The organism is Bacillus ectoiniformans (assembly GCF_016908875.1).
Taxonomy (GTDB): Bacteria; Bacillota; Bacilli; order Bacillales; family Domibacillaceae; genus Bacillus_BX; species Bacillus_BX ectoiniformans.
In genome coordinates this window covers 1-20,562 of record NZ_JAFBES010000007.1, presented here as the reverse complement: position 1 = coordinate 20,562, position 20,562 = coordinate 1, and the positions used below count along the sequence as shown (strand labels likewise).

General features: G+C 41.7%; 13 protein-coding genes and 1 pseudogene. 2 read left to right on the top strand and 12 right to left on the bottom strand.

The window, feature by feature from the left end:
• Positions 1–37: 37 nt before the first annotated feature.
• The 7 genes from JOC78_RS10855 to JOC78_RS10825 form a co-directional block, all read right to left on the bottom strand.
• On the bottom strand, positions 38–1,309 hold the full coding sequence (locus tag JOC78_RS10855) for a DUF2254 domain-containing protein (protein ID WP_204555542.1): 1,272 nt from the start codon (positions 1,307–1,309) through the stop codon (positions 38–40).
• 242 nt (positions 1,310–1,551) lie between these two features.
• The gene (locus tag JOC78_RS10850; RefSeq protein ID WP_204555540.1) at positions 1,552–3,342 is read right to left on the bottom strand and encodes a DHHW family protein; all 1,791 of its coding nucleotides are present in this window, start codon (positions 3,340–3,342) and stop codon (positions 1,552–1,554) included.
• An 18-nt stretch (positions 3,343–3,360) separates the two neighbouring features.
• Complete coding sequence (locus JOC78_RS10845; RefSeq protein ID WP_204555538.1) at positions 3,361–4,767, bottom strand: MBOAT family O-acyltransferase; 1,407 nt, start codon at positions 4,765–4,767, stop codon at positions 3,361–3,363.
• A 66-nt stretch (positions 4,768–4,833) separates the two neighbouring features.
• A complete protein-coding gene (locus JOC78_RS10840; protein WP_204555536.1) occupies positions 4,834–5,322 on the bottom strand; it encodes a DUF4358 domain-containing protein in 489 nt (162 codons plus the stop codon).
• A 135-nt stretch (positions 5,323–5,457) separates the two neighbouring features.
• A complete protein-coding gene (locus tag JOC78_RS10835; protein ID WP_204555533.1) occupies positions 5,458–6,609 on the bottom strand; it encodes a glycerate kinase in 1,152 nt (383 codons plus the stop codon).
• A gap of 247 nt (positions 6,610–6,856) precedes the next feature.
• Positions 6,857–7,225, bottom strand: coding sequence for a cytochrome-c oxidase (locus JOC78_RS10830; protein WP_204555921.1), 369 nt, complete (start codon positions 7,223–7,225; stop codon positions 6,857–6,859).
• Between the two features lie 106 nt (positions 7,226–7,331).
• Positions 7,332–7,880 (bottom strand): glutathione peroxidase, encoded by a 549-nt coding sequence (locus tag JOC78_RS10825; protein ID WP_204555531.1) that lies wholly within the window; start codon positions 7,878–7,880, stop codon positions 7,332–7,334.
• Positions 7,881–8,293: 413 nt separating this feature from the next.
• Between JOC78_RS10825 and JOC78_RS10820 the strand changes: the two genes are divergently transcribed.
• Positions 8,294–9,826 (top strand): S8 family peptidase, encoded by a 1,533-nt coding sequence (locus tag JOC78_RS10820; RefSeq protein ID WP_204555528.1) that lies wholly within the window; start codon positions 8,294–8,296, stop codon positions 9,824–9,826.
• 168 nt (positions 9,827–9,994) lie between these two features.
• Here JOC78_RS10820 and JOC78_RS10815 read toward each other — a convergent pair whose 3' ends face one another.
• From JOC78_RS10815 to JOC78_RS10795, 5 genes and pseudogenes are all read right to left on the bottom strand, one after another.
• Positions 9,995–11,323 (bottom strand): PD-(D/E)XK nuclease family protein, encoded by a 1,329-nt coding sequence (locus tag JOC78_RS10815; protein ID WP_204555525.1) that lies wholly within the window; start codon positions 11,321–11,323, stop codon positions 9,995–9,997.
• Positions 11,324–11,403: 80 nt separating this feature from the next.
• Positions 11,404–13,317, bottom strand: coding sequence for an S-layer homology domain-containing protein (locus JOC78_RS10810; protein ID WP_204555523.1), 1,914 nt, complete (start codon positions 13,315–13,317; stop codon positions 11,404–11,406).
• Between the two features lie 217 nt (positions 13,318–13,534).
• Entirely contained in the window at positions 13,535–14,539 is a 1,005-nt protein-coding gene (locus tag JOC78_RS10805; RefSeq protein ID WP_204555516.1) for a hypothetical protein, read from the bottom strand.
• Positions 14,540–14,731: 192 nt separating this feature from the next.
• A pseudogene (locus JOC78_RS10800) lies at positions 14,732–15,973 on the bottom strand (Ig-like domain-containing protein); the annotation flags it as partial.
• A 795-nt stretch (positions 15,974–16,768) separates the two neighbouring features.
• The gene (locus JOC78_RS10795) at positions 16,769–19,918 is read right to left on the bottom strand and encodes an S-layer homology domain-containing protein (protein WP_204555512.1); all 3,150 of its coding nucleotides are present in this window, start codon (positions 19,916–19,918) and stop codon (positions 16,769–16,771) included.
• 295 nt (positions 19,919–20,213) lie between these two features.
• Between JOC78_RS10795 and JOC78_RS10790 the strand changes: the two genes are divergently transcribed.
• Positions 20,214–20,423: a hypothetical protein gene (locus JOC78_RS10790; RefSeq protein ID WP_204555499.1), complete on the top strand. Its 210-nt coding sequence runs from the start codon at positions 20,214–20,216 to the stop codon at positions 20,421–20,423.
• The last annotated feature ends 139 nt before the right edge of the window (positions 20,424–20,562 follow it).

Here is a 20,562-nt window from a genome sequence, read left to right as displayed (position 1 = left end):
GCGTTAATGCGTCAACGCACAGGGGGTCTGGCACCTTTCACTCCAGCTTTCTCACTAAATAATCACGGTCGGCTGCTCCTAGCTGATCGAAGTCAATTTGTTTAATCACATTTGTTCTAGTATTAGTAATGATGGACTTTCTTGATTCAGGCGCCCGCTCCTTCGCATAGTCCAGTGAATCCAGCAAAGCGAGAATAACTGAAATGTCTTCTTTCCCATAATACCGTAGCTGATAGTAGGTTTTATAAATGACTTCTTTAAATGCGGGAATCTTCCAGCGAATGCGTGCTCTATTTTCATGGTCGAGGCACACCCACCCATCATCCGGCAGGTAACTGATATCACCAATTAATCTGCCTAAATGACGAATACAGTCATTCGCCGTGTTCGGATCATTAATGCCTGGAGAGATTGCTCTCAATGCGACTTCAACTATCTTTTGCAGGGCAAAGACTGGATCTTGATGAACATCTCTCTCTTTGCCAATGAGAAAACAGGAACAAAAGTCGATTTCTTTTGCTGACAATAGACGTTCATTCTCTGCATAAACAGTTAAAAACGGCGTCATTTCGTGAACATAACAGCCGATCGTTTCATTGACTTCAATATAGAGCTCGTGTTTAGCAGCTAACGTTAACAGACTCTGTAAATCCACCGATTGAATATACCCATACGATTGCGCCAGCACTCGAAAGGAAGAATCAGGCACCTGCCAATCTTCTTTATGGAAAGGTACAGTTTGTTGTTCATTCAATTGCTTTCTATAATGCTCAATTACTTCATCAGCATCCTCCGCCAGCCGATTGACTAAATTACTAACCTGAATATTCGTCGCGACATGATGGATGAAAATCGCGAAGAAGAACAGACAAACAATGGCCACAATCACCCCAACTACTCCGGCAATGACAGACTGCCCCTCAAGGGAATTTCTCATGAATAACAGTGATAACGTTGGATAAATAAACCCACCGATAAAGATTCCAAGCACGCGCAGTGTCATGCGGTCATTCATAAAATTCTTAATTGTTCTTGGAGAAAATTGAGACGCATACGTTGTCAAGACGATCATAATAGTAGAAAAAGTAAAGGTGGTCATCGTTAGCAACGATGCAGCCAATCCACTTAAAATCGTTTGAGCGAGTTCAATCTCCGTCACAAATATGGACGGCAGCACCCGATCCAGCTTTAACGTCCAGAAGAAGTCGACGAGTGCGACCACTGTAGCTAAAAGCGTTGCCAACAAACTGTATATGGCCGGAGTGAGCCAAATTTTTTCTCTCATTTGCACCATCCATTGCTTAAACATCCGCAAACCTCGCTCTTTTTTAAAAAGCATACCATATTTCTTGATAAGCAAACTACTCAGAGTGGGTCTAACGGCGGGTTTTGGCCTTCTATCGGCGGTTTCCGGAGTTCCATCGGCGCTTTGCCATTTATCAGCCAATTTCCGCCATCTACCAGCTCACTTCTCTAATAGAAAATCTCCATCATAGAAAAAAACACCACTCATCATGAATGGTGTCCGTCTACTATAATGTTGCGTTTTTCCTATTCCCCGCCGCCAGTATGTTCAACCATGAAGTTGAACCACATATTATAAAACGGCCGTTTGAAATGTTTACCGTCGCCTTCATAGATTCCTTCTAGTTCGAATGTGACTAATTGATTGATATTTACATAGTTCACTTTCTCTTCAGCCGCCATCTTTTCAAGTGCCGCATTGCATTGATTAATAAACGCATTGTTTGTATGCGGTGTCCTTTTTTCCACCGCTGGTTCCACTGGAAGAACCGATTGCACATAGATTCTAGCATTAGGATAACGGGCTTTCGTCATCCTCACAAGAGTCCGGTATTGGCCAGTGAACCAATCGATCGGCATCCGATCATCCATGTCATTCACCCCGTACAGTAAATAAATATTTCGAGGATTTTTGACTTTTATCTTCGGAATCTCACGCGCCGCTTCATTAATATTAATTCCCATTTTGGCGTTGACGTTTGGCATATTCAATATTTCATAATGAGAAACCGCTTCAGTAATTGAGTCTCCCATAAATACATCTTGGGCAAAATACTCTTTAAAGTTATATCTAGGCGTCATACTTTCTTTCAGTGCCGCTTTTTGCGCAGCCAGTCTAGCTTCTTCTTTCTTTCGTTCTTGCTCTGCTTCGATGAAATCCATATCTATATAATCAACTAGACTTTGAACCGAGGCATCCTCGGTAAATGTGTTAACGTTATAAAGAAACAACATCTCGTTCAACTGATTTTTTTGCATCAGTTCCGTTAAGTTATCCCCATAAAACCGAAGATCGACAACGAAAATCTCACTGTAATGATTGGTTAAAAAAGGAATCAGCGTATTCGCGTAAGAATCCTTAATTATTAATAGCTTTTTCTTCGGCACGCCGTCTGTACTGATTTTGACAAGCGGATGATTTCCATTTAGAAACACCGTATATTTGTCTTTTTTCTTTAAATTTTCCGGGAAATAAAGCGAGTGGTGCGTCTGGACTTTGCCTTCTGCATCCGTATATTCCATCCTGCTTTCCTTCGGTTGTTTCGGGTGATACAGATGAATGCTGTCTGGACTTATATTCTTAATTCCACTTTTCGAATACAGCGATCCATAAAAATCTGCCGCAGCGCTTTCTGCCATAAAATCTCGTTCTGCAAGCGGCTCCTCTCCCGTTTGTTTCATAAATTTTCGATAGGCATAATAAGCGCCAATTGTTCGCCAATGATGATCCGTCTTATAAAAAAGCTCTTCATTTTTATGAGATAAAAGTGTATCTGACACGTCGACAACTTTAATTTTTTCATCTAATGCTTGTGTCACACGATTAATGAGTTCCATTTGGCTATCCACAGGGGCATAAGGAGGCAAATGATCCTTGTACACTTCTGTTGCAGTCGGAACAAGCATAAAATATTTATTTACTTCCGGCGTCAGCTTTTGAAAAGAATTGTATGCCTTAATTTTGTCCTGCAAACTTTCTTCATCAGGATGCTGATAACCTTGCAGCAAATAACCGTCTCCGCCGAGGTAAACGCCATTATATTCTTGCTTGCCAATTCTTTCTTCCAGACCGGTCTTGACTCCCATCCAGAAATCTTTCATGGAGAACTGATCTGATAAATACTTCTCGTAATCCTCCGTGTACGTTCCAGAAAAAAGTCCAGCAAATGTGAACTCTGGCTTTTGCGCCAGCACCCGATTTTCCGAATCAGAAAAAGCCCGGTCAGGCGTCGACACATTTAATAAAACGACCCCTAAAATAAATAAAAGCATGCATAAGCTTACCATATATCGTTGAAACCATTTTAATCTACTCAATTGAACACCTCATTCAAGCTAGAATCTAAAATACAAAAACGGATTGTAGCTTAAGGTAACGAGAAATGCGACACATAAGAACAGCAGCACCGTAAAGACCACAGGAGTCGCGAATCCGCTCGTGAATTTAGCCTTCTCTTGAAACTTCCACGCGATATTTCTAAGAAAGGGCGTCGAACACACAATTAAAGCAATAAATAAAAGAGCATTTGTATATAAATAGTAGATGGCGTGAGAATCGACGAACGGATTTCCGGCTAAACCGAACATAAGAGCAATATAGTTCAGCCCATCCGACAGCACATCGTATTCAAAAAACACCCAGCCAATAATGACAATCAGCATCGTATACATTCTCCCAGCAAACGCCGGCAGTTTTTCAAACCATTTTAATAGAAAGATCTTTTCAATGGTCACGAACAAGCCGAAATACAACCCCCACACAACGAAATTCCAGCTGGCCCCGTGCCAAAACCCGGTCAAAAACCAAACAACGAATAAGTTTCGGTATTGATTCAGCGCCCCGCGGCGGTTTCCACCAAGCGGAATATATACATACTCCCTAAACCACGTACCTAAAGAAATATGCCACCTTCTCCAAAATTCTGTGACACTTCTTGAGATATATGGATAATTAAAGTTCAGCATAAAGTTAAATCCGAACATTTTCCCAAGCCCTCTAGCCATATCAGAATAGCCGCTGAAATCAAAGTAGATCTGGAATGTAAACGCTAAAATACCAATCCAAGCGGTTAATACAGACACCTCATCCATCGGAGTTGACTTCACACTTGTCCACACTAGCCCAATATTATTGGCTAGAAGCACTTTTTTAGAAAGACCGATAATGAAAAGCATAACCCCTTCCCCGAACAGGACGACACTTTCTTTCCGGTTGTTAATCTCTTTAGAAACATCAATATATTTGATGATCGGTCCCGCAACCAATTGAGGAAACATCGTCACGTAGGTTCCATAAGAAATATAATTCTTTTGCGCTTTCACGTTGCCGCGATACACGTCCACTACATACGAAATCGACTGAAATGTGTAAAAGGAGATCCCAATGGGAAGCGGAAGTTCTTTGGCCATAACGTTGAGGTCGAACAGTGCGCTGATGTTGGCCACGGCAAAACCAAAATATTTAAAAAAGCCAAGGATCAAGAGGTCAACCGTAATCGACATGATCAAGATGAAGCGGGCTGTCTTTTTATTGTCCCGATTCTTTTCAATGAGACGGCCATTTATGTAATCGAACACAGAAATAAACAGCATCAGAACAATATACACCGGCTCGCCCCATGCGTAAAAAACCAAGCTTCCTATAAATATCACAAAGTTTTTCAGAAACCTTGGTGATAAATAATATACAGTTAATATCGTTGGTAAAAACACAAAAATAAACAGCAGGCTGCTGAAAACCACTTCTTTCCCACCTTATCTATAGAAAATCACAAAAAAATTCGGCTTCGCTGACAAGCCGAATAACGCTTATTGTTTAAAAGATTGCTGAAATGCCTGTACGATTGAATCGGCATCCTTAGATATCGTTAGTAGAATATACGTACCTTGGACATTCATTTGATAATTCTCAATTAAATAATATTCTTCTGGCAGATAGTCTTTGAAGCTGACTGCTTTTTGATCGACCCTTTTGATCAGCTTTTCTTTAACGATCTCCACTTGTGCAGGGTCTTTTACTTTAATGACAACTGTTTCGTCTGCACGAATGTTGGAAGGTGCCCGATACAATGTAAATTCGTCAACCTCTTCTCTCGTGACCCCGTAAAATTGTTTTAATTTAAGGAAATTTCCTGTTTTTAAGTCTGATAGATCCGCAGACTGCGTAATATGTTTATCAATCTGCTCCATTGGTACATCTAACGAGGCAGTGCTGACAATTAATCCGCAACCTGATAATATACCCATTAAATAAACAACTAAAACTACTTTCAATAGATTTTTTATTGATATTTTCATAAAAAAATCCGCCTTTTTATGTAATAAAACCTAGTCCATTATACTACAAAAAGTTGCAAATTTCTTTATGTTTTTCAAATAAAAGGATAAGATTCATAGATCACCTTTCCCTTTTTCTATCTTCGCGTTCTAGAATTAACATTTAGATTTTTTCAAGCCTTCTCCTATTTGTATAGCTGTAACCGTCCGCTTCACTGCCCGACTTAAAAGCTCAGCTCCATTCTCCATCGCTTCGTCTAATGAAATTACCGAATCAACCATCGGAACAAGCAAGGACACGCCATGCGACGGAATGCTCATCTCTTCGAATTCTACTTTCCCAGCAAACACAATGGCTGGGACGCAGTGCTTCTTTGCTAGCTGACAGATGCCTATCGGAGCTTTCCCAAATAAAGATTGAGTGTCAAACTTGCCTTCTCCCGTCAAAATGAGATCAGCCTGCTGGACTTTTTCTTCGATATTAGCTAATTGGATAATCAATTCTGCTCCAGAAATGAATGTACCGTTAAGAAATGTACGCAGCGCAAAGCCTAGTCCTCCAGCGGCTCCTGTGCCTGGCTCATTACCTGTACTCATGCCCATAGCAGCTTCTGCCACACGTTGATATTGCTGCATCGCTTCGTCAAATGTATGTAGTTCGTCCGGTTTGATCCCTTTTTGCGGACCAAATATATGAACTGCTCCCTCACGACCTGTCAAAGGATTCGTCACATCAGAAGCGATCACGACTTCTGTTTCGGCGAGGCGCGGGTCTAAGACAGTGCGATCAATCGCTTTAATTTTGTGTAAGCTGCCTCCAGTGCCGCGGAGTTCCTTATTCTGCTCGTCCAGAAAACGAATGCCGAGAGCTTCCAAGCAGCCGGTGCCGCCATCCACCGTTGCGCTGCCGCCGAGGCCAATAATGATTTTACGAGCGCCGCGATCTAAAGCAGCTTGTACCAGCTGACCGGTACCGAATGTGGAGGCTTCATATGGATTTAGTTCATCCGCTCTTAAGTGCGGCAGTCCGGATGCCGCAGCCATTTCAATGATCGCGAGTTTCTCCTCTTCGACCCACCCGTAAAAAGCATCGATCCTGCGGCCGAGAGGATCTTGAGCTCGAACGGTGATTTTTTCTCCGCCCACACTAGCTAAAAGCGCATCCGTCAGCCCTTCGCCGCCATCCGCGATCGGAATGCACTCAATTTTATTGATTCCCGCCTCGCGCAACGCCCGTTCTGCCGCCTCGTTCGCCCTTTGGCTCGACATCGATCCTTTAAATGAATCAAATGCTGCTATGACTCGCATGCTAGTTCCCCATTTCAATTAAGATAGGTTCATTTTCTACTGAAAACTGCTGAAAATCAACTATTCTTAGAGAAAGTGAGCCAACGATCAGCTTGGTTGTTTTGTGTTTTTTGTGCTATCGGCGGCTTTGGCTATTCTAACGGCGGCTTCGGCCATTCTATCAGCGCTTTGCCTTTTTTTCCATAAACCTAGCATCCGGCACCAACAAAAAACTGCCCGACCTCAAATAGAGACCAGGCAGCGTCACTCACGCTCGCAAATTTTTCAACACATTCACTGTAAATACGAGAATGCCAATAACAGTTAACGTAGCACCGGCTGCTACCTCCGCCGTCCACGCTTCATTTTTTGTGGTGAGTAACATCGTTAAGCAGACCATCATAACCGGCAGTCCGATATTATGAAGCCAGAAGTGAACGCCAGCCAATTTTCCAAAAGTAAGAGACGGAAACAAATGATATAAGATACCAGCAAGCGTTAAGGCGGTCCATCCAAGCAAGTTGATGTGAACGTGCACGCCGGTCAGTTCATAGGAATGAACCACCGACATATAATAGCCAAGCAATGTGCCAATGGCAAAATACACGCTCGAAATTTTAATTAATTTAATCGCCATGAGATCCCTCGCTTTCATAAAAATGATCCTTCTATAAAAGCGTATGTTCCGAAAGTCTATTCATGCTCATAAAAAAATCTGCGAAAGCTATCCGCAGATTTTCTTCCTATTTAATTAATTCAGCAATCTCTTGTTCAAAATCACGGGGTTCTTCGGACGGCTCATAGCGACGCAAAACCGTTCCGCTTGGATCAACAAGAAACTTCGTGAAATTCCATTTAATCTCGTCTCCAGTCAGCCACTCCGGATTCTTTTGGCTGATCATCATTTTTAAAAACTTTTCACTGCCATTGCTTTCATCGAATCCCCGGAACGGCATTTCTTCTTTTAAATATTGAAACAAAGGGTGAGCGTCTTTTCCATTGACTTCTACTTTAGCAAAAATGGGAAACGTGACACCATAATTCAATTTGCAAAATTCTTCTGCACCTTGGCTGTCTCCTGGTTCCTGCGCTCCAAATTGATTGCATGGAAAACCGATCATTTCAAAATTTTGATCTTTCAATTGAAGATAGAGCTTTTGCAAATCTTCAAACTGCGGGGTGTATGCACACTTACTGGCAGTGTTCACAATCAGCAGAGTCTTGCCTTTATATTGAGATAACGAGATTTTTTCTCCGTTTGCTCTTACCGCTTCAAATTCATAGATGGACATAACTGATTCTCCATTCTCTTTTTAATAATCATTCTAATTAACTATTTCTATAGTCTCATAAAGGTAGAATAAAAGACAGGAAGAACTCTTTAATTTGAGAATTATTATTTTCTTGTTGCTCGCCTATCTTTTAAGTCGATACAGTCAAATCAACAGCAGTCTGAAAAAATCGGAAAAAACATTAACAATTTTCGCTTATTTATCAACCCCTCGACAAGATCTTTAACCTGCTTTTCAATATATAGAGCATAATTTTTACGTCAGCCCACAATCATGTTTCACCCAAACATTTTCATGTCGAGGATTCTCTATTACAGACGTTTTCTTTTTTTCATACCGACAATAAAAGCTAATGTTATTTAGCTGCAATCATAGTAGAATAGGTTCATCACATAGAAAAAGGGGATAAAGAAATGAGAAGTTGGAAGTGGTTTTTGGCCTTAATCGTATTATTAAGCGGTTCCCAGCTTTACCTTCCTGAAGTAAGTGCAAATGATGATCCGGTAATTACAAAGAAAGAAATTACCAAAATGTTTGAAGGGGATTACTCGAAAGGCGAGCTTTTAATCAAATTCAAAACCACTCCTACTGCCAAACAGAAAGAAGAACTGTATCTGAAATACGGATTAACAGAGCGTTCGATTCAACAGGATGGACAATTAGTATTGGTTTCTTATCCTAATGAAAAACAAAAAGTCGAACTCATTCAAAATCTATTAAGCAATGAAAATATCAGCTATGCTGAACCAAATTATCAATCAACTGCTCAATATATTCCGGTAGATACTTTCTATAAAAAACAATGGTATTTACCAAAAATTAATACTCCTAAGGCATGGAACACAACACGCGGATCTACACAGATTACAGTGGCCGTGATTGATGGAGGCATGGACATTTATCATAGTGATTTAAAAGGGAAGATTTATAAGCCTTATAATGCAGTGACAGGCGGCACGGCTATTACTAGTGACCCTCATGGAACTCATGTTGGCGGAATCATTGCTGCTACGATGAATAAATCTGGAGTAGCGGGTATTGCCCCGAATGTAAAAGTCATGCCAATCGATGCTTTTGTCGGCGAAGGTGCAGATATGTATGATGTAGTACGCGGAATTTACTATGCGGTGGATAACGGTGCAGATATTATTAATATGAGTCTTGGAGGAGACTCTTACAGTTATTCAGCAGCCGATGCGATTCGATATGCAGAAAGCCGTGGTGTTTTAGTAATTGCCGCTGCTGGAAATGAAGATACAAGCAGCTATACTTACCCTGCTGCTTATGACGGGGTTATTGGTGTAAGTGCCACAGATCAGCGAGATGTTATTACCGATTTTTCAAATTATGGTGATTACATCTCGATCTCTGCACCAGGCTCAAATATTTACTCAACACTGCCACGCAGTAACTATGGCAGTATGGATGGTACATCAATGGCCGCACCTGTCGTCAGCGGCGTCGCAGCTTTAATGATGACGAAGAATCCGTTATTAACTGCAGATCAAATCAAATATTCACTTCTGGGATCCGCTGTAGATCTTGGAGACAGAGGCTGGGATTATTTTTACGGGTATGGCCGTGTTGATGCGAACCGAGCACTGAATTGGACATCGGAACCGATTGTGGCTATGTCTATGAATGCATCTAACTTCCATATGACTGGAACTAACAAGCTAATTGCATCTTGCCGAGTGAATGGGTCAATGAAGGGGTCTGTTTATGTGGTTGATTCAAAAGGCAAAGTAGCAGCTTCACTTGTCCGTGATCAATTGCCAAGCGCTGGCCGATTTACCGCTCAATGGAACGGCTTGCTGCTAGATAATAAAACATACGCACCGTCTGGCAAATATACGGTCGTCTTCCGTATGAGTGACGGCAAGCAAGTTGTTTCGAAGACAATGCCAGTGAACGTCGTTAATAAAGTAACTACAGCTGTTAAATAAACAAGAGCCCAAACCTGAAAAGCGGTTTGGGCTCTTGTTTTAGTTATTGATTAAGTCTATCAGCGGTGGCTGGTATTCTATCGGCACTTTTGAATAATCACCAGTCGCATTCTTCGATTCTATCGGCGGTTGCTTTTATTACTGGCAAATGCCCCTCTCTAAACATCTCTAATCGAAAGCAACTGTTATCGCTTGTAACTTATCTATTGTCCGTCCAACATCGACGAGGCCATGTTGATTCATTTCTAAATAATCAGTCATCACAGCAATTGTCATAGTATCACCGTTGCCTAGCTTAGCTGGTCTTTGTAAAGGCAAGCCTTTTTCTTTAGCCGTACTTAGTACACGATTGAGCCAATCCTTGCGCATCGCTCGCCGATCCTGACCTGGCATCACATTCAATTTTACACATAACCGCTGTTCTTCTAATTGAAAATGATAGGGATGATTGGTGTTGCCTCCCCACCAAAAGCCCCAAAAACCCCCGGAACGATTATTGACATAGTCCCAATTCCCATTGATTTCACGCTGAAGCTCTTGGTAAAATCCCTGCCACGCAAACGCATCCCATTTCTCGACACGCTGTGTTAGATATGCATCCACTTTGTTTTGCAAATTTTGCAGATGCTGATAATAGTCTAAAAGAATCGAGTTTTTCACACCGGACTTTACGCCGTTTTCTAATAGGGCCAGCATTTCCCTGCGTGTCAATGGAAAGTACCCTGCAATATCACAAGACCGGTAATGACTTTGATCTGCAATCTTATAATATATCGGCAGCTGAACTAATTTAGAATTCCACTCCGTCACAGCCTTTCGATACCGCATTAACTGATCGGAGTGATCTTTGGTATATGTTTTGTCTTCTATTAAAATCGCAAACTTTTCATTTATAACCGTTAATATATCTAATGATTTGAATTGGCGTGTAATGGTGATTGATTTAATGTCGGGCATCGTTTGGTTATGCGCAGTAAAAATAGCACGAATAAATGCCTGAGCAGTATCATGCAGTGGCAGATCAACGGAACGAAATGCAGGTTCAGCCCAAGACATTAGCCAGCACAAAAAAGCATCCTGTGACAGTTCACTAGTCGCAAACCGAAATAGATTAGGCGGCTCACGAAAAGCATCTTCGTAATTACGCGCTTCTTGAAGCAAAGCTTGAATATTATGGTTGCCCGTGTATTCTTCCCAATAACCCCGAGCAAGCAGCGAATGCACATTCATGAGCGGAAACAACACCTGATCCTTCAACTCATAGATACGCCCCTGCTCACCTGGATATAGCAAAAGCAACCGATCAGGCCCTTGCTCTGCTATCACTCGCGGCCATCCTTCTTCCTGATCAGCGCGCTCATAATACCCGCATTTCCGTTCGCAGACATATGCAGAAAAAGCATCCACTGTCATGGAGCTATCCTCATGTTCAATAATATTCTCCCAAGCATCTTCTATCAGTTCTCCACCGCATTCCGGACAAACTTGATTCATCATTTTCTTCACTCTCCCTTGCTGCTATAAACGTTTCAGCGTGATGAAAAAAGCTGACAAATCTCTGCCAGCTTCCTCTTTTATTACAAAGCAAACATTGCTCGGCGGATAAAGGCTGCAAATTGAGCGCGTGATGTGTAGGCGGTTGGTCTAAAATGAGTATCTACATTTGTTACATCATTCGCCACTAATGTGGAGATGTAAAGCTTTGACCATCTGTCATTTTGAACATCCTTAAATGGTTTTGTTTCATTTCCAGTTAAATGGAATGATCCAACGATTACTTTTGCCATTTGCTCCCGTGTAATAGGATTGTTGGCTTTAAAATATCCATTGGAACCAGAGAATATTTTTTCATCGACAACCGTAGCAATGATATCATAGCCATATTGCCCTTTTTTCACATCAGCCAGTTTCGGATCTGGCCGGTTTTGTGTGTTTAGATTTAACGCTCTGACAAGGAGTGTCGCTGCTTGCAGACGTGTTAAGTTTTGATCCGGCTTAAATATTTGCCCTTGATAGCCGTTAATAATGCCAGCAGCCGATAAGTTCATAATATCCGCTTTGGCCCAATGACTGTTCGGCACATCCTTAAAGGCTGGAGTAATGATCGTTGCTTTTTGTCCTGCTTTCGCCACTCGTAAAATCACTTCTTGCCCCGCCGCTGCAAAGTTAGGATCTTCTTTTGAACCTAAAAGAAACTTTGTCTGCAGGCGATAATCCCCCGCAGCTAAATTTTTTGGTAATGAAAATTGCATTTTTTCTGGATAGCTGACTCCGCCTGGCACCAATCCTAGTACCGTTTTTTCATAAGTTTTTAATACTGTTCCGTTAGGGGACAAAATGTTCGTGCGCATGATTCCCCGGGAAATCACGTTCCCATTATTCTTCGCCTGCATTGTAGCATAGACAACGTAATCGCTTGCCCGCGGATAAGCAGATACACCGCTTAGAGTCATATCCGTCTTGCGATCAAGCTTATGCGAAACCGCTGTGGGCTGAGAGGTCCACTTGACCATTTCATCCATCATGACTTTCAAATCTTCGCCGCCAGAATAATACTGATAAGCGCTTGGCCCATCGCCATAGTCCCAGCTGACAGATGAATCGTTTTGGACACTGATAAAGTTAAACGGCTGGAACCCAAGCCAAATCGCTTTCCCTTTTCCAAATTCAGTGGCGTACGCTCCTGCAGTTTTGGATGTCACATCTTTCGGGCTCGATGAATAGCCGTAGTTGCCATACGTTAAGATCGGAGTCACTTTACTAGAAGGATACGTGCCGTTGACTTCAATCCACTCCCCTAGATTTGGACGATCATTTTTCAATTGAATCATTGATTTTCCCGTCCGTTTCAGCGTGTTTTGAACAATCGGATGCGTACCTGATGACCGAATCGTGTACTGCCTTAACTCCACGTCATTAATAAACGGCATTTGCATCGCTTCACTCAAGTTATCCCATTCATAAATCCATGTGCCTGTTTTATAGATGAGAGGTGATAAATCCAGATCCGTAGACTTGTAAGGGTAGCTGGCGCTATCATTTCGAGCCGTTCCAAATGCAAAAATCGCTCCCCCACCGTCTTTGATATAGGTTTTGACTGCTTCCCTCTGCTGCCAATTCATCATTACCGTAAAAGGAAACACAATCGTATCGAACTTTTTTAAATACGTTGCATTTTGCAGCTGTGCATCGTTGACATATTCCACTTGGTAACCTAGCTGCTTGTACATCAGCTCAGCCTTTAAGCGTTTGTTTTTGGTAGAAGAGTAGGCATTCTTCGCGGCAATTGTCTTCCCATTCCACGTACCAGCCGGCCTTGTAATGCTTGCATAATCCTCACTCAACTTAGACACTACAATGCCGACAAGCGGCTTTTCGGCTGACTGCGTTGCAGCCTGTGCCTGCTGGATATTTGTAACCAGCGAAAAAATGAGAATCAAACTGAAAATAACAGATACATGCATACAATTTTTCCTAGTTAATATATTCATAACCTCTCCCCCTATGATCCATATCTTTTTATTTTACCATTTTACTATATTTAACAGAAAAGAGAGATTATTTTCGGACATATCTCGTGTTATTTTTTCTCAACGCCTTTTGGTAGCTTCTCAGCAACTTTTTAATTCGATCGGCAAGTTCAAAGTTTTCTCCGCTTCTTCTAAGACACAAAAAAAGCCCCATTCCGTAGAATGAGACGAAAGAATGTTACGGCTGATGCTCGCCAAAAAATTGATAGGTGTCTCTTGGATACTGATCCCACTCTCCAATGAGCTGAAAAGAGTCCGAACCAGAAAGAATGCCGTACTTTCTTACAATGGTTCCTCCATTCAAAAGAATACCCTGCTGGTGGCTGCTATCTGGATTGCCGACTACATCAATGACTTGCCCATTCTTTTTGAGAACAAGTGCTGTTGTAGTGATTCCGTCTCCAGTTAAATAAAATTCTTTATTGATATAGGACGCGCCAGTTATATTAAAAAAGTCATAAAAAGTAGAGCTAATCAAGTGATACGTGGCGCCTTTTTCTAAATTTAAAATCGAAAGAGTAGCTATCTCTTTTCTGCCTGAAGCCGAGAACCATCGATGTATTTCTAATTCATACCCCTCTGCATAACCAGTTGTTCCATCTATTGGATGATAAATTTCAACCGCCATTCGATCTTCGCTGCCATGCAGAACCTCAGAAATAAATGGTGCCATTCTCTGCTGATCTATTCTAGTAAGTTCTAAATAGACCGCTTTATGATCTTCTCCTACAATCCAATAATTCTTGCTGCCCGGGTCATAAATCGTAAATTTATTCCCATAGAGCGGATCTGCGCGAACAGACCCCTCCTGCCCTGGTGACTGTTTAAATACAGTAAACGACAGCTGGTTAGGCATATATTTAGATAGATCATAAGACAGCTGCCACACACCCCATTTAGTCGTGATTTTTTCTGAATGAACCAATTGAACGCTTCGAACAGGTACTTGCATAGCGGCTGTTCCGCCTTTTCGATCACTAGCAGTAATTGTCACTGTAGCAAGCCCTATTTCACTGCCTGATGAAATGTTCAGCTTATTGTTTTGAATGCTTGCTTGAACAACACGAGTGTCGCTTGATTCAACTGTGTAGGTTAATGGATCCCCGTCCGCATCACTAAATGCATAGTCGAATGGTAGTTGATCGACCGATTTTCCGGTTGCTACGACTTGCTCTGGAATCATGACTCGTAAGACAGGCGCTTCATTATTGCTATTCTCACCTTATACCGTCCGGCTTTCGGTTGAGCCTTCACCGTGCGGGCGACTTTCATCGCACACGGCGAGCCGTCAGTTATTACTCTTTTGCTTATTTCCCCAGCCTGTTTGCGGTGCCTGACCTAACCAGCCAGACACCGAGGGAAAACAGGTATCCCTTTAGTTAAAAAAATCACCTTTATTCGTTCCGTTTATAGTTAATGAAACAGAAGCCGATTTCCCAACAATTTTAAATTGAGACTCGCTGACCTTAACTGCCGTGGCATTTACATTCTGACTGCTGAGTTGGTGATTGATCCTTCCAATTAAACCATCCATATTACTGTAATTCCAATCTAGGGTGATCTCCGCTGTATTCACCCCGTCACTGACCGTAAATGACTTATTAGCGCTGCGATTTTCATCTGCTCCATAAGCCGTGTTTTGATTAAAGAAATAGCTCCAATCCTGACCGCCGACTGTGACCATATTGCTTGCACCCGTTTTAAATGTGGAGATTGTTAGGGTGTCTCCATAACCGAAGGCTGACATCGTACGTTCATACAAACTAATATTACGATCGTTATAATACTGTTGAATTTCACTTTCGATGGCGGATCCGACAGCCTGGGCTGGTGTGGTTACGTATTGATTTAATGGAATATTCCACCACAGATGAACATTTACAGTGATTTTTCCGTCACTGACTGTAAACCTTTTCTCATTGCCTGAAAAATTCGATGAATTAACCACTTTACTAGTCAGCCTTGCCTGACCCGCATAGATCGTTGAATAATCAAAGTTGCCAATAGATTTGCTGGTGATAGATGGAAGCTGCAGCGTTTTTACATCAAGCTTTGATACGGTTTGCTGCAGATTTCCATATTGATCTTCAATGGCAACGTATATATCATAATTCGTGTTGTCATTTAACCCTGCAATTGAAGCAACCGATTCTACATTTGCAGTGACCGCTTGATTTCCTTTTATAGAAAATGTCCTGCCAGATCCATCTTGCCCTGCTTTTAATTGATCTGCAGTAGGTGCTTCTGAGCCATCCGCTATGACTGCATAATAACCTTTTCCAGTCTCATTCGTTTTCAAGGCTATCTTCAAAGTCGTAGCATCCACATTCAGCGCTTTCGGGTAACCCGTTGCATAATTCGGTGGAGATGTATCTCTGCTCGTCACGTTAAACGTAGCTGAAGCTGTTTCACCATCTGTGTCCGTTGCTGTAATGGTGACTGAATTTGTTCCAACATTTGTTGGGGTAAATCTCCATACATCCCCCAGAATTTGGCCTTGAGTTGATGTGAAAACCAATTCCTCTCCACCTGGATGGGAAAAGAATTCTTTTAGATTAATGGAAACTTCCGTGTTAATTTCAACATTTGATCGATCCTCAATAGGTTTTACTACAACCGGCGCATAATTGCTATTCTCTCCTTATGCCATTTGGCTTTCGGCAGAGTCTTCACCGCGCGGGCGATTTTCATCGCACACGGCGAGCTGTCAGCCTCTTTATTCACGATTAGTAAAAGGGCTGCTGGATCGTCATATATATCTGACTTTTTTACTGCATTTTTTGCTTTACGTTCGACTGTATTTTGGGGAAATAAGTCGTGATAATAAGAGTTTACTACTGACTGGGTTCCTTCGCTTCCATCTGTTTTCTCCTCCCGCTATGTTGCCATAACGGTGCAATCGGCAGATGATCCACACTACTACGAACCCGCCGCCATCCTACCGGTGTCATTGGCGCTAACCCGCCTCTTCCGGTAAGACTTCAAACGTTCCGTCACTTCCATCCCTTGTTTTGATGACCTTAGGCTTCCACTATTCAGGCGTGAGAACGATTGGTTTAACAGCCTCAATTCTTCCAATCGCCAACTGTATGATTTCAGATACAGGGATGAATACTGAACTCCTAGCGATTCTCAGCATTCACTACCTCAGCCTGCCTGCATGGATTCGTCTGCCTAGCCATAGCCACCTTTTAAAGAACCCCGCCTCTTACTAAGAGTACGACTTCACCTGACTTCACCCCTTTGGCATGTTAGCGCCTCATTGGATGCAGGAGGATTAGGCTCATTGATAAATAGGCTGTTATCAATGAATAGGAATTTCACCTATCAATTGGAATGTGACAGTTAGAAAAGATGAGAGATCTTTCCCACTTATTTCACTAGATATCTAGCTTATAAAGTAACGTTTCGTTTATTTTTGTTTAGGAGTGTCAATTGCCGTGACTACCTGCCTCGCCTTATTCAAGGAAGGATCGATATTCCAACCTTCAGCTGCTGTTATTTCATCTGCAACAGTACCTCTAATGCCAAAACCTTGTAACCCTTCTATGCTTGTAACATCTGATGCTGTTAGCTTAATGATTAACTTATCTTGATCTTTATCGTAAAAATATTCACCGGGCTGATCTAATTCTGCCGCTGTATTTACTATATTGTAATTACCGGTTAGCGGATGCGTTGCAGGACTAGATTCTTTATCATGATAAGTGAGTTGGGCGATATCAAAAGTTGAGCCATCTTCAATTTCGGCTAGATCAGAGATTGTAATCGTCTTCTCGGCATAGGCTGCACTTGTAAATGAAGCGTTATTTATTTGGTCTTTTTCCTTATTGACTACCACAGTAATGACTAGCTGATCCGCTGCATTTCCGGCTGCGTCTTTTGCGGTATAAGTGATTGTGTACGTGCCTGGAACTGTCGTGTCAATCTCAGTCAACTCTGTTCCGGCAGCATCATGTATGACTGATTTTACTTCTACATTTTTGTCTTTATTATCAGTCGCTGTCACGGTCGGCACGGTAAAACTTTCGTCATATTCTACTGTCAGATTCTTTTGGCCAGAATACTGGAGAATTGGTTTTTCTGTATCTGGTTCTTCTACTACCACGGTAATGATAATCGGCGTTGCTTCATTCCCGGATGCGTCTTTTGCGGTATAGGTGATCGTGTATGTGCCTGGTGTTTTAGTGTCTATTTGTTCGATGGCTTCATCTTTGTCATTCTTAATAACTTCTTTTACAGTGACAGATGGATCTTTGTTGTCAGTCGCACTCACATCTGGAACCGTAAAACTACTGTCATATTCTATCGTCAGGTTTACTTCGCCATTATATTGGAGGACTGGACTCTCTGTATCTGGTGCTTCTTCAACCACCACCGTAATGACTAATGGACTCGCCTTATTACCAGCTAAGTCTTCCGCTGAATATGTGATCTTGTACGTACCTGCCACAGTAGTGTCAATTTCATCTATTTCTTTATTTTCTTGATTTGTAATAACGATGGTGGCTTTCAGGTTTTGATCTTTATTGTCTAATACATCCACAATCGGCAGCTTAAAATTTCCACCATTTTTTACTGTAAAGTTAGCAAGGCCGTCATTAAAAAATACTGGCGCTTCTGTATCTGGTGCTTCTTTTACAACGACAGTAATCACAATTGGAGTGGCTTCATTCCCAGCAGCGTCTTTTGCGGTGTAGGTGATTGTGTATGTGCCAGAAACTGAAGTGTTGATTTCATTCAATTTCTCTCCGGCTGCATTCTTAATGGCTTTTTTCACTTCGACGGCAGGATCTTTATTGTCAGTCGCAGAAATTTGCGGAATGCTAAAGGTCTCCCCATAATCCACCGTAAAATTATTTTCACCTGTATATGTGAGAACTGGCGCTTGAGTATCTCTAGGAGAGCCTCCACCACCTCCTCCCCCTCCGCCGCCGCTTGCAGGTGGTGGAGGCACATCAGGATTTTTGACACCGCCCACCTGATCAATATTTCCTTTTACCTTGTCATAATTGCTGATGACATCCGATGGCTTCATACCTGGGGGGAAAATTAAGTTTACGATTATTGATTGATTTCCTAGAGTAAACTTAGATACTAAATCAACCACTTCTAATAATCCTACTTTTCCACTTATCTGCCATGTAACGACTGAACCACCAGAGGCTTTGACTGTATCAATGTTTCCTGTTCCTAGCATCGTAATATTTTGATTGTTATGGATGATCAGTTCTTTTACATGACATTCGAAAACTACCTGATCCACACCAGACCCAATGATAGCTTGGAGAATCCTTGCTGCACTTTCTGCTTTCAAAGTCACCTTATCGGAAAGATCAACGCTGCGAATAACTGTAGCCCCTGTCAGTTCAATACTCATATCTGGTTTATTTATATTTACAGAATGAAAAGAGGAATTATGAAATACGAGCTTGAGCCGCCTTGGAGATGTATTCAGCGTTTGATACTGTTCAACGAACCGCTTATATGATAAAGGCTGATAAAGTGTCGTTTGTTTTTCTGCTGTCTTCACTTCATCGGCTACAGTTGTTTTTCCTTCGACTTTTAACCCATCCGTGTAGAAAGAGTTTTTGATTCCCTCCCCGAGTTTCAAATCTCCTTGAATGATCGCATTTTTGATTGAAAGATAATCGCCATTTATGATTATATCTGTGTCAATGGTTGCTCCCTTTCCATCAAATACGACTTCTGCTCCTGCCTCGCCATTAGTTATTAACTCAATGGATTGAACTTTCTCGACCATCTCATCTTTTACTAAAAAATGTATACTTGCACCTTTTAATGCCTCTTGATTCCTTGGATTCAGCCAGGCCTTTAATTCATCTGAAATTACATAAGACCCTTTATCAGTGACCACTTCATTTTCTTTTATTTGTATAATTTTTGCTTTCACCTGCACAGGGTTTAGAGCTGCTTCACTTCTAAAAATAAAGGAAGCCATCTGCCCGCGATTGACCGTCTGATTGGGAGAATAAGTCGTTGGTGATGTCCCCGTAGTTACCTGTTTTTCAATAAGTGCGGTGACGTATTTTGCATACCAATCTTCTTTCTTTACATCCGTAAACGGCAGCTCACTTGGGGTTTTTTCTTTAAAACCAAAAGCAAGTGAGATTACTTTCGCCATCTGTGCCCGGCTTAACTGGGCGTTCGGCTTAAAATGATCACCGTATCCCTCCATGATTCCAGCATGTTTAACAGCTGCGATGAAAGGATATTCCCAGCTCTTATTAGTTACATCCTTAAACCCTGGATCCTTAACATTTGTCTCTAGCTTGAGTGCTAAGGCGATGATTTTCGCGGCTTGAGCACGTGTCAGTTTTTCATGTGGGCGAAAGGTACCGTCTTCATAGCCTTTAATAATCTTCCTTGCGTGTAAACTTTTTACCGCTTCGTAATAATGATCAGTCGGCTTTATATCTAAGAATTCATTGGATGCCTCTGCCTTCACTCCATGAGGAACCATCGGGAAAATCGCACTCGCCGCCATCGAAGCTGAAACAGCAGAATACAAAAGATGATTTTTTGGGCTTTTCTTTTTCACTACTGCCCCTCCTATTCAATTTTCACCCTTCATCAACTCTTTCACATTGATGATCTCGTATTTGCTTGTTATTGGGTCACCTCCATACACCTTTATCCAATTATACTATTTATTAGTATTATAATATTATTATTTCCCTTTTTTAAAAAGTCAATTATTTTTTATGCAGGTGCTATTAAAAAGCCTATTCATACTTTCATGAAAAGTAGCCTGTCATGTTCATCAAAAGTTCACATGACAGGCTCTATTATTTGATATGATGAAAGTAAGGTACAGGTATGAAAGGATGTTTAGCATGAAACGTTTAAAATATGTGATTCCCATCATGATTCTAGTGTTTATTCTCGCGACGAATAAGCTCGAGAAAGACTACTCTGTCATTGACAGCCAAACGAGAATGCTCATTTCAGCTGGTGCAGCGATTGTTTCGGGAGTCATTTCCTACTTCCTTTTAGGAAACGACGATCCAGAAGATACAATAGACCCGCCGCTAAAAAATAAGTAATTTGAAATCGAGTAGGAGGGGGTGACTAACCCCCGACCTCTCATACCACCGTACGTACCGATCGGTATACGGCGGTTCATTTAAGTATGACGTAAATCATTGTATCGATCTAATAAGCTTTTCAGCTTTTGCTTTCGCC

Bases quoted from the DNA above. Each gene is read 5' to 3' on its own strand.
- JOC78_RS10840 (WP_204555536.1), bottom strand. From the start codon at position 5,322: ATGAAAATATCAATAAAAAATCTATTGAAAGTAGTTTTAGTTGTTTAT.
- JOC78_RS10820 (WP_204555528.1), top strand. From the start codon at position 8,294: ATGAGAAGTTGGAAGTGGTTTTTGGCCTTAATCGTATTATTAAGCGGT.
- JOC78_RS10790 (WP_204555499.1), top strand. From the start codon at position 20,214: ATGAAACGTTTAAAATATGTGATTCCCATCATGATTCTAGTGTTTATT.
- JOC78_RS10835 (WP_204555533.1), bottom strand. From the start codon at position 6,609: ATGCGAGTCATAGCAGCATTTGATTCATTTAAAGGATCGATGTCGAGC.
- JOC78_RS10830 (WP_204555921.1), bottom strand. From the start codon at position 7,225: ATGGCGATTAAATTAATTAAAATTTCGAGCGTGTATTTTGCCATTGGC.
- JOC78_RS10825 (WP_204555531.1), bottom strand. From the start codon at position 7,880: ATGTCCATCTATGAATTTGAAGCGGTAAGAGCAAACGGAGAAAAAATC.
- JOC78_RS10855 (WP_204555542.1), bottom strand. From the start codon at position 1,309: ATGTTTAAGCAATGGATGGTGCAAATGAGAGAAAAAATTTGGCTCACT.
- JOC78_RS10805 (WP_204555516.1), bottom strand. From the start codon at position 14,539: ATGATTCCAGAGCAAGTCGTAGCAACCGGAAAATCGGTCGATCAACTA.
- JOC78_RS10815 (WP_204555525.1), bottom strand. From the start codon at position 11,323: ATGATGAATCAAGTTTGTCCGGAATGCGGTGGAGAACTGATAGAAGAT.
- JOC78_RS10810 (WP_204555523.1), bottom strand. From the start codon at position 13,317: ATGAATATATTAACTAGGAAAAATTGTATGCATGTATCTGTTATTTTC.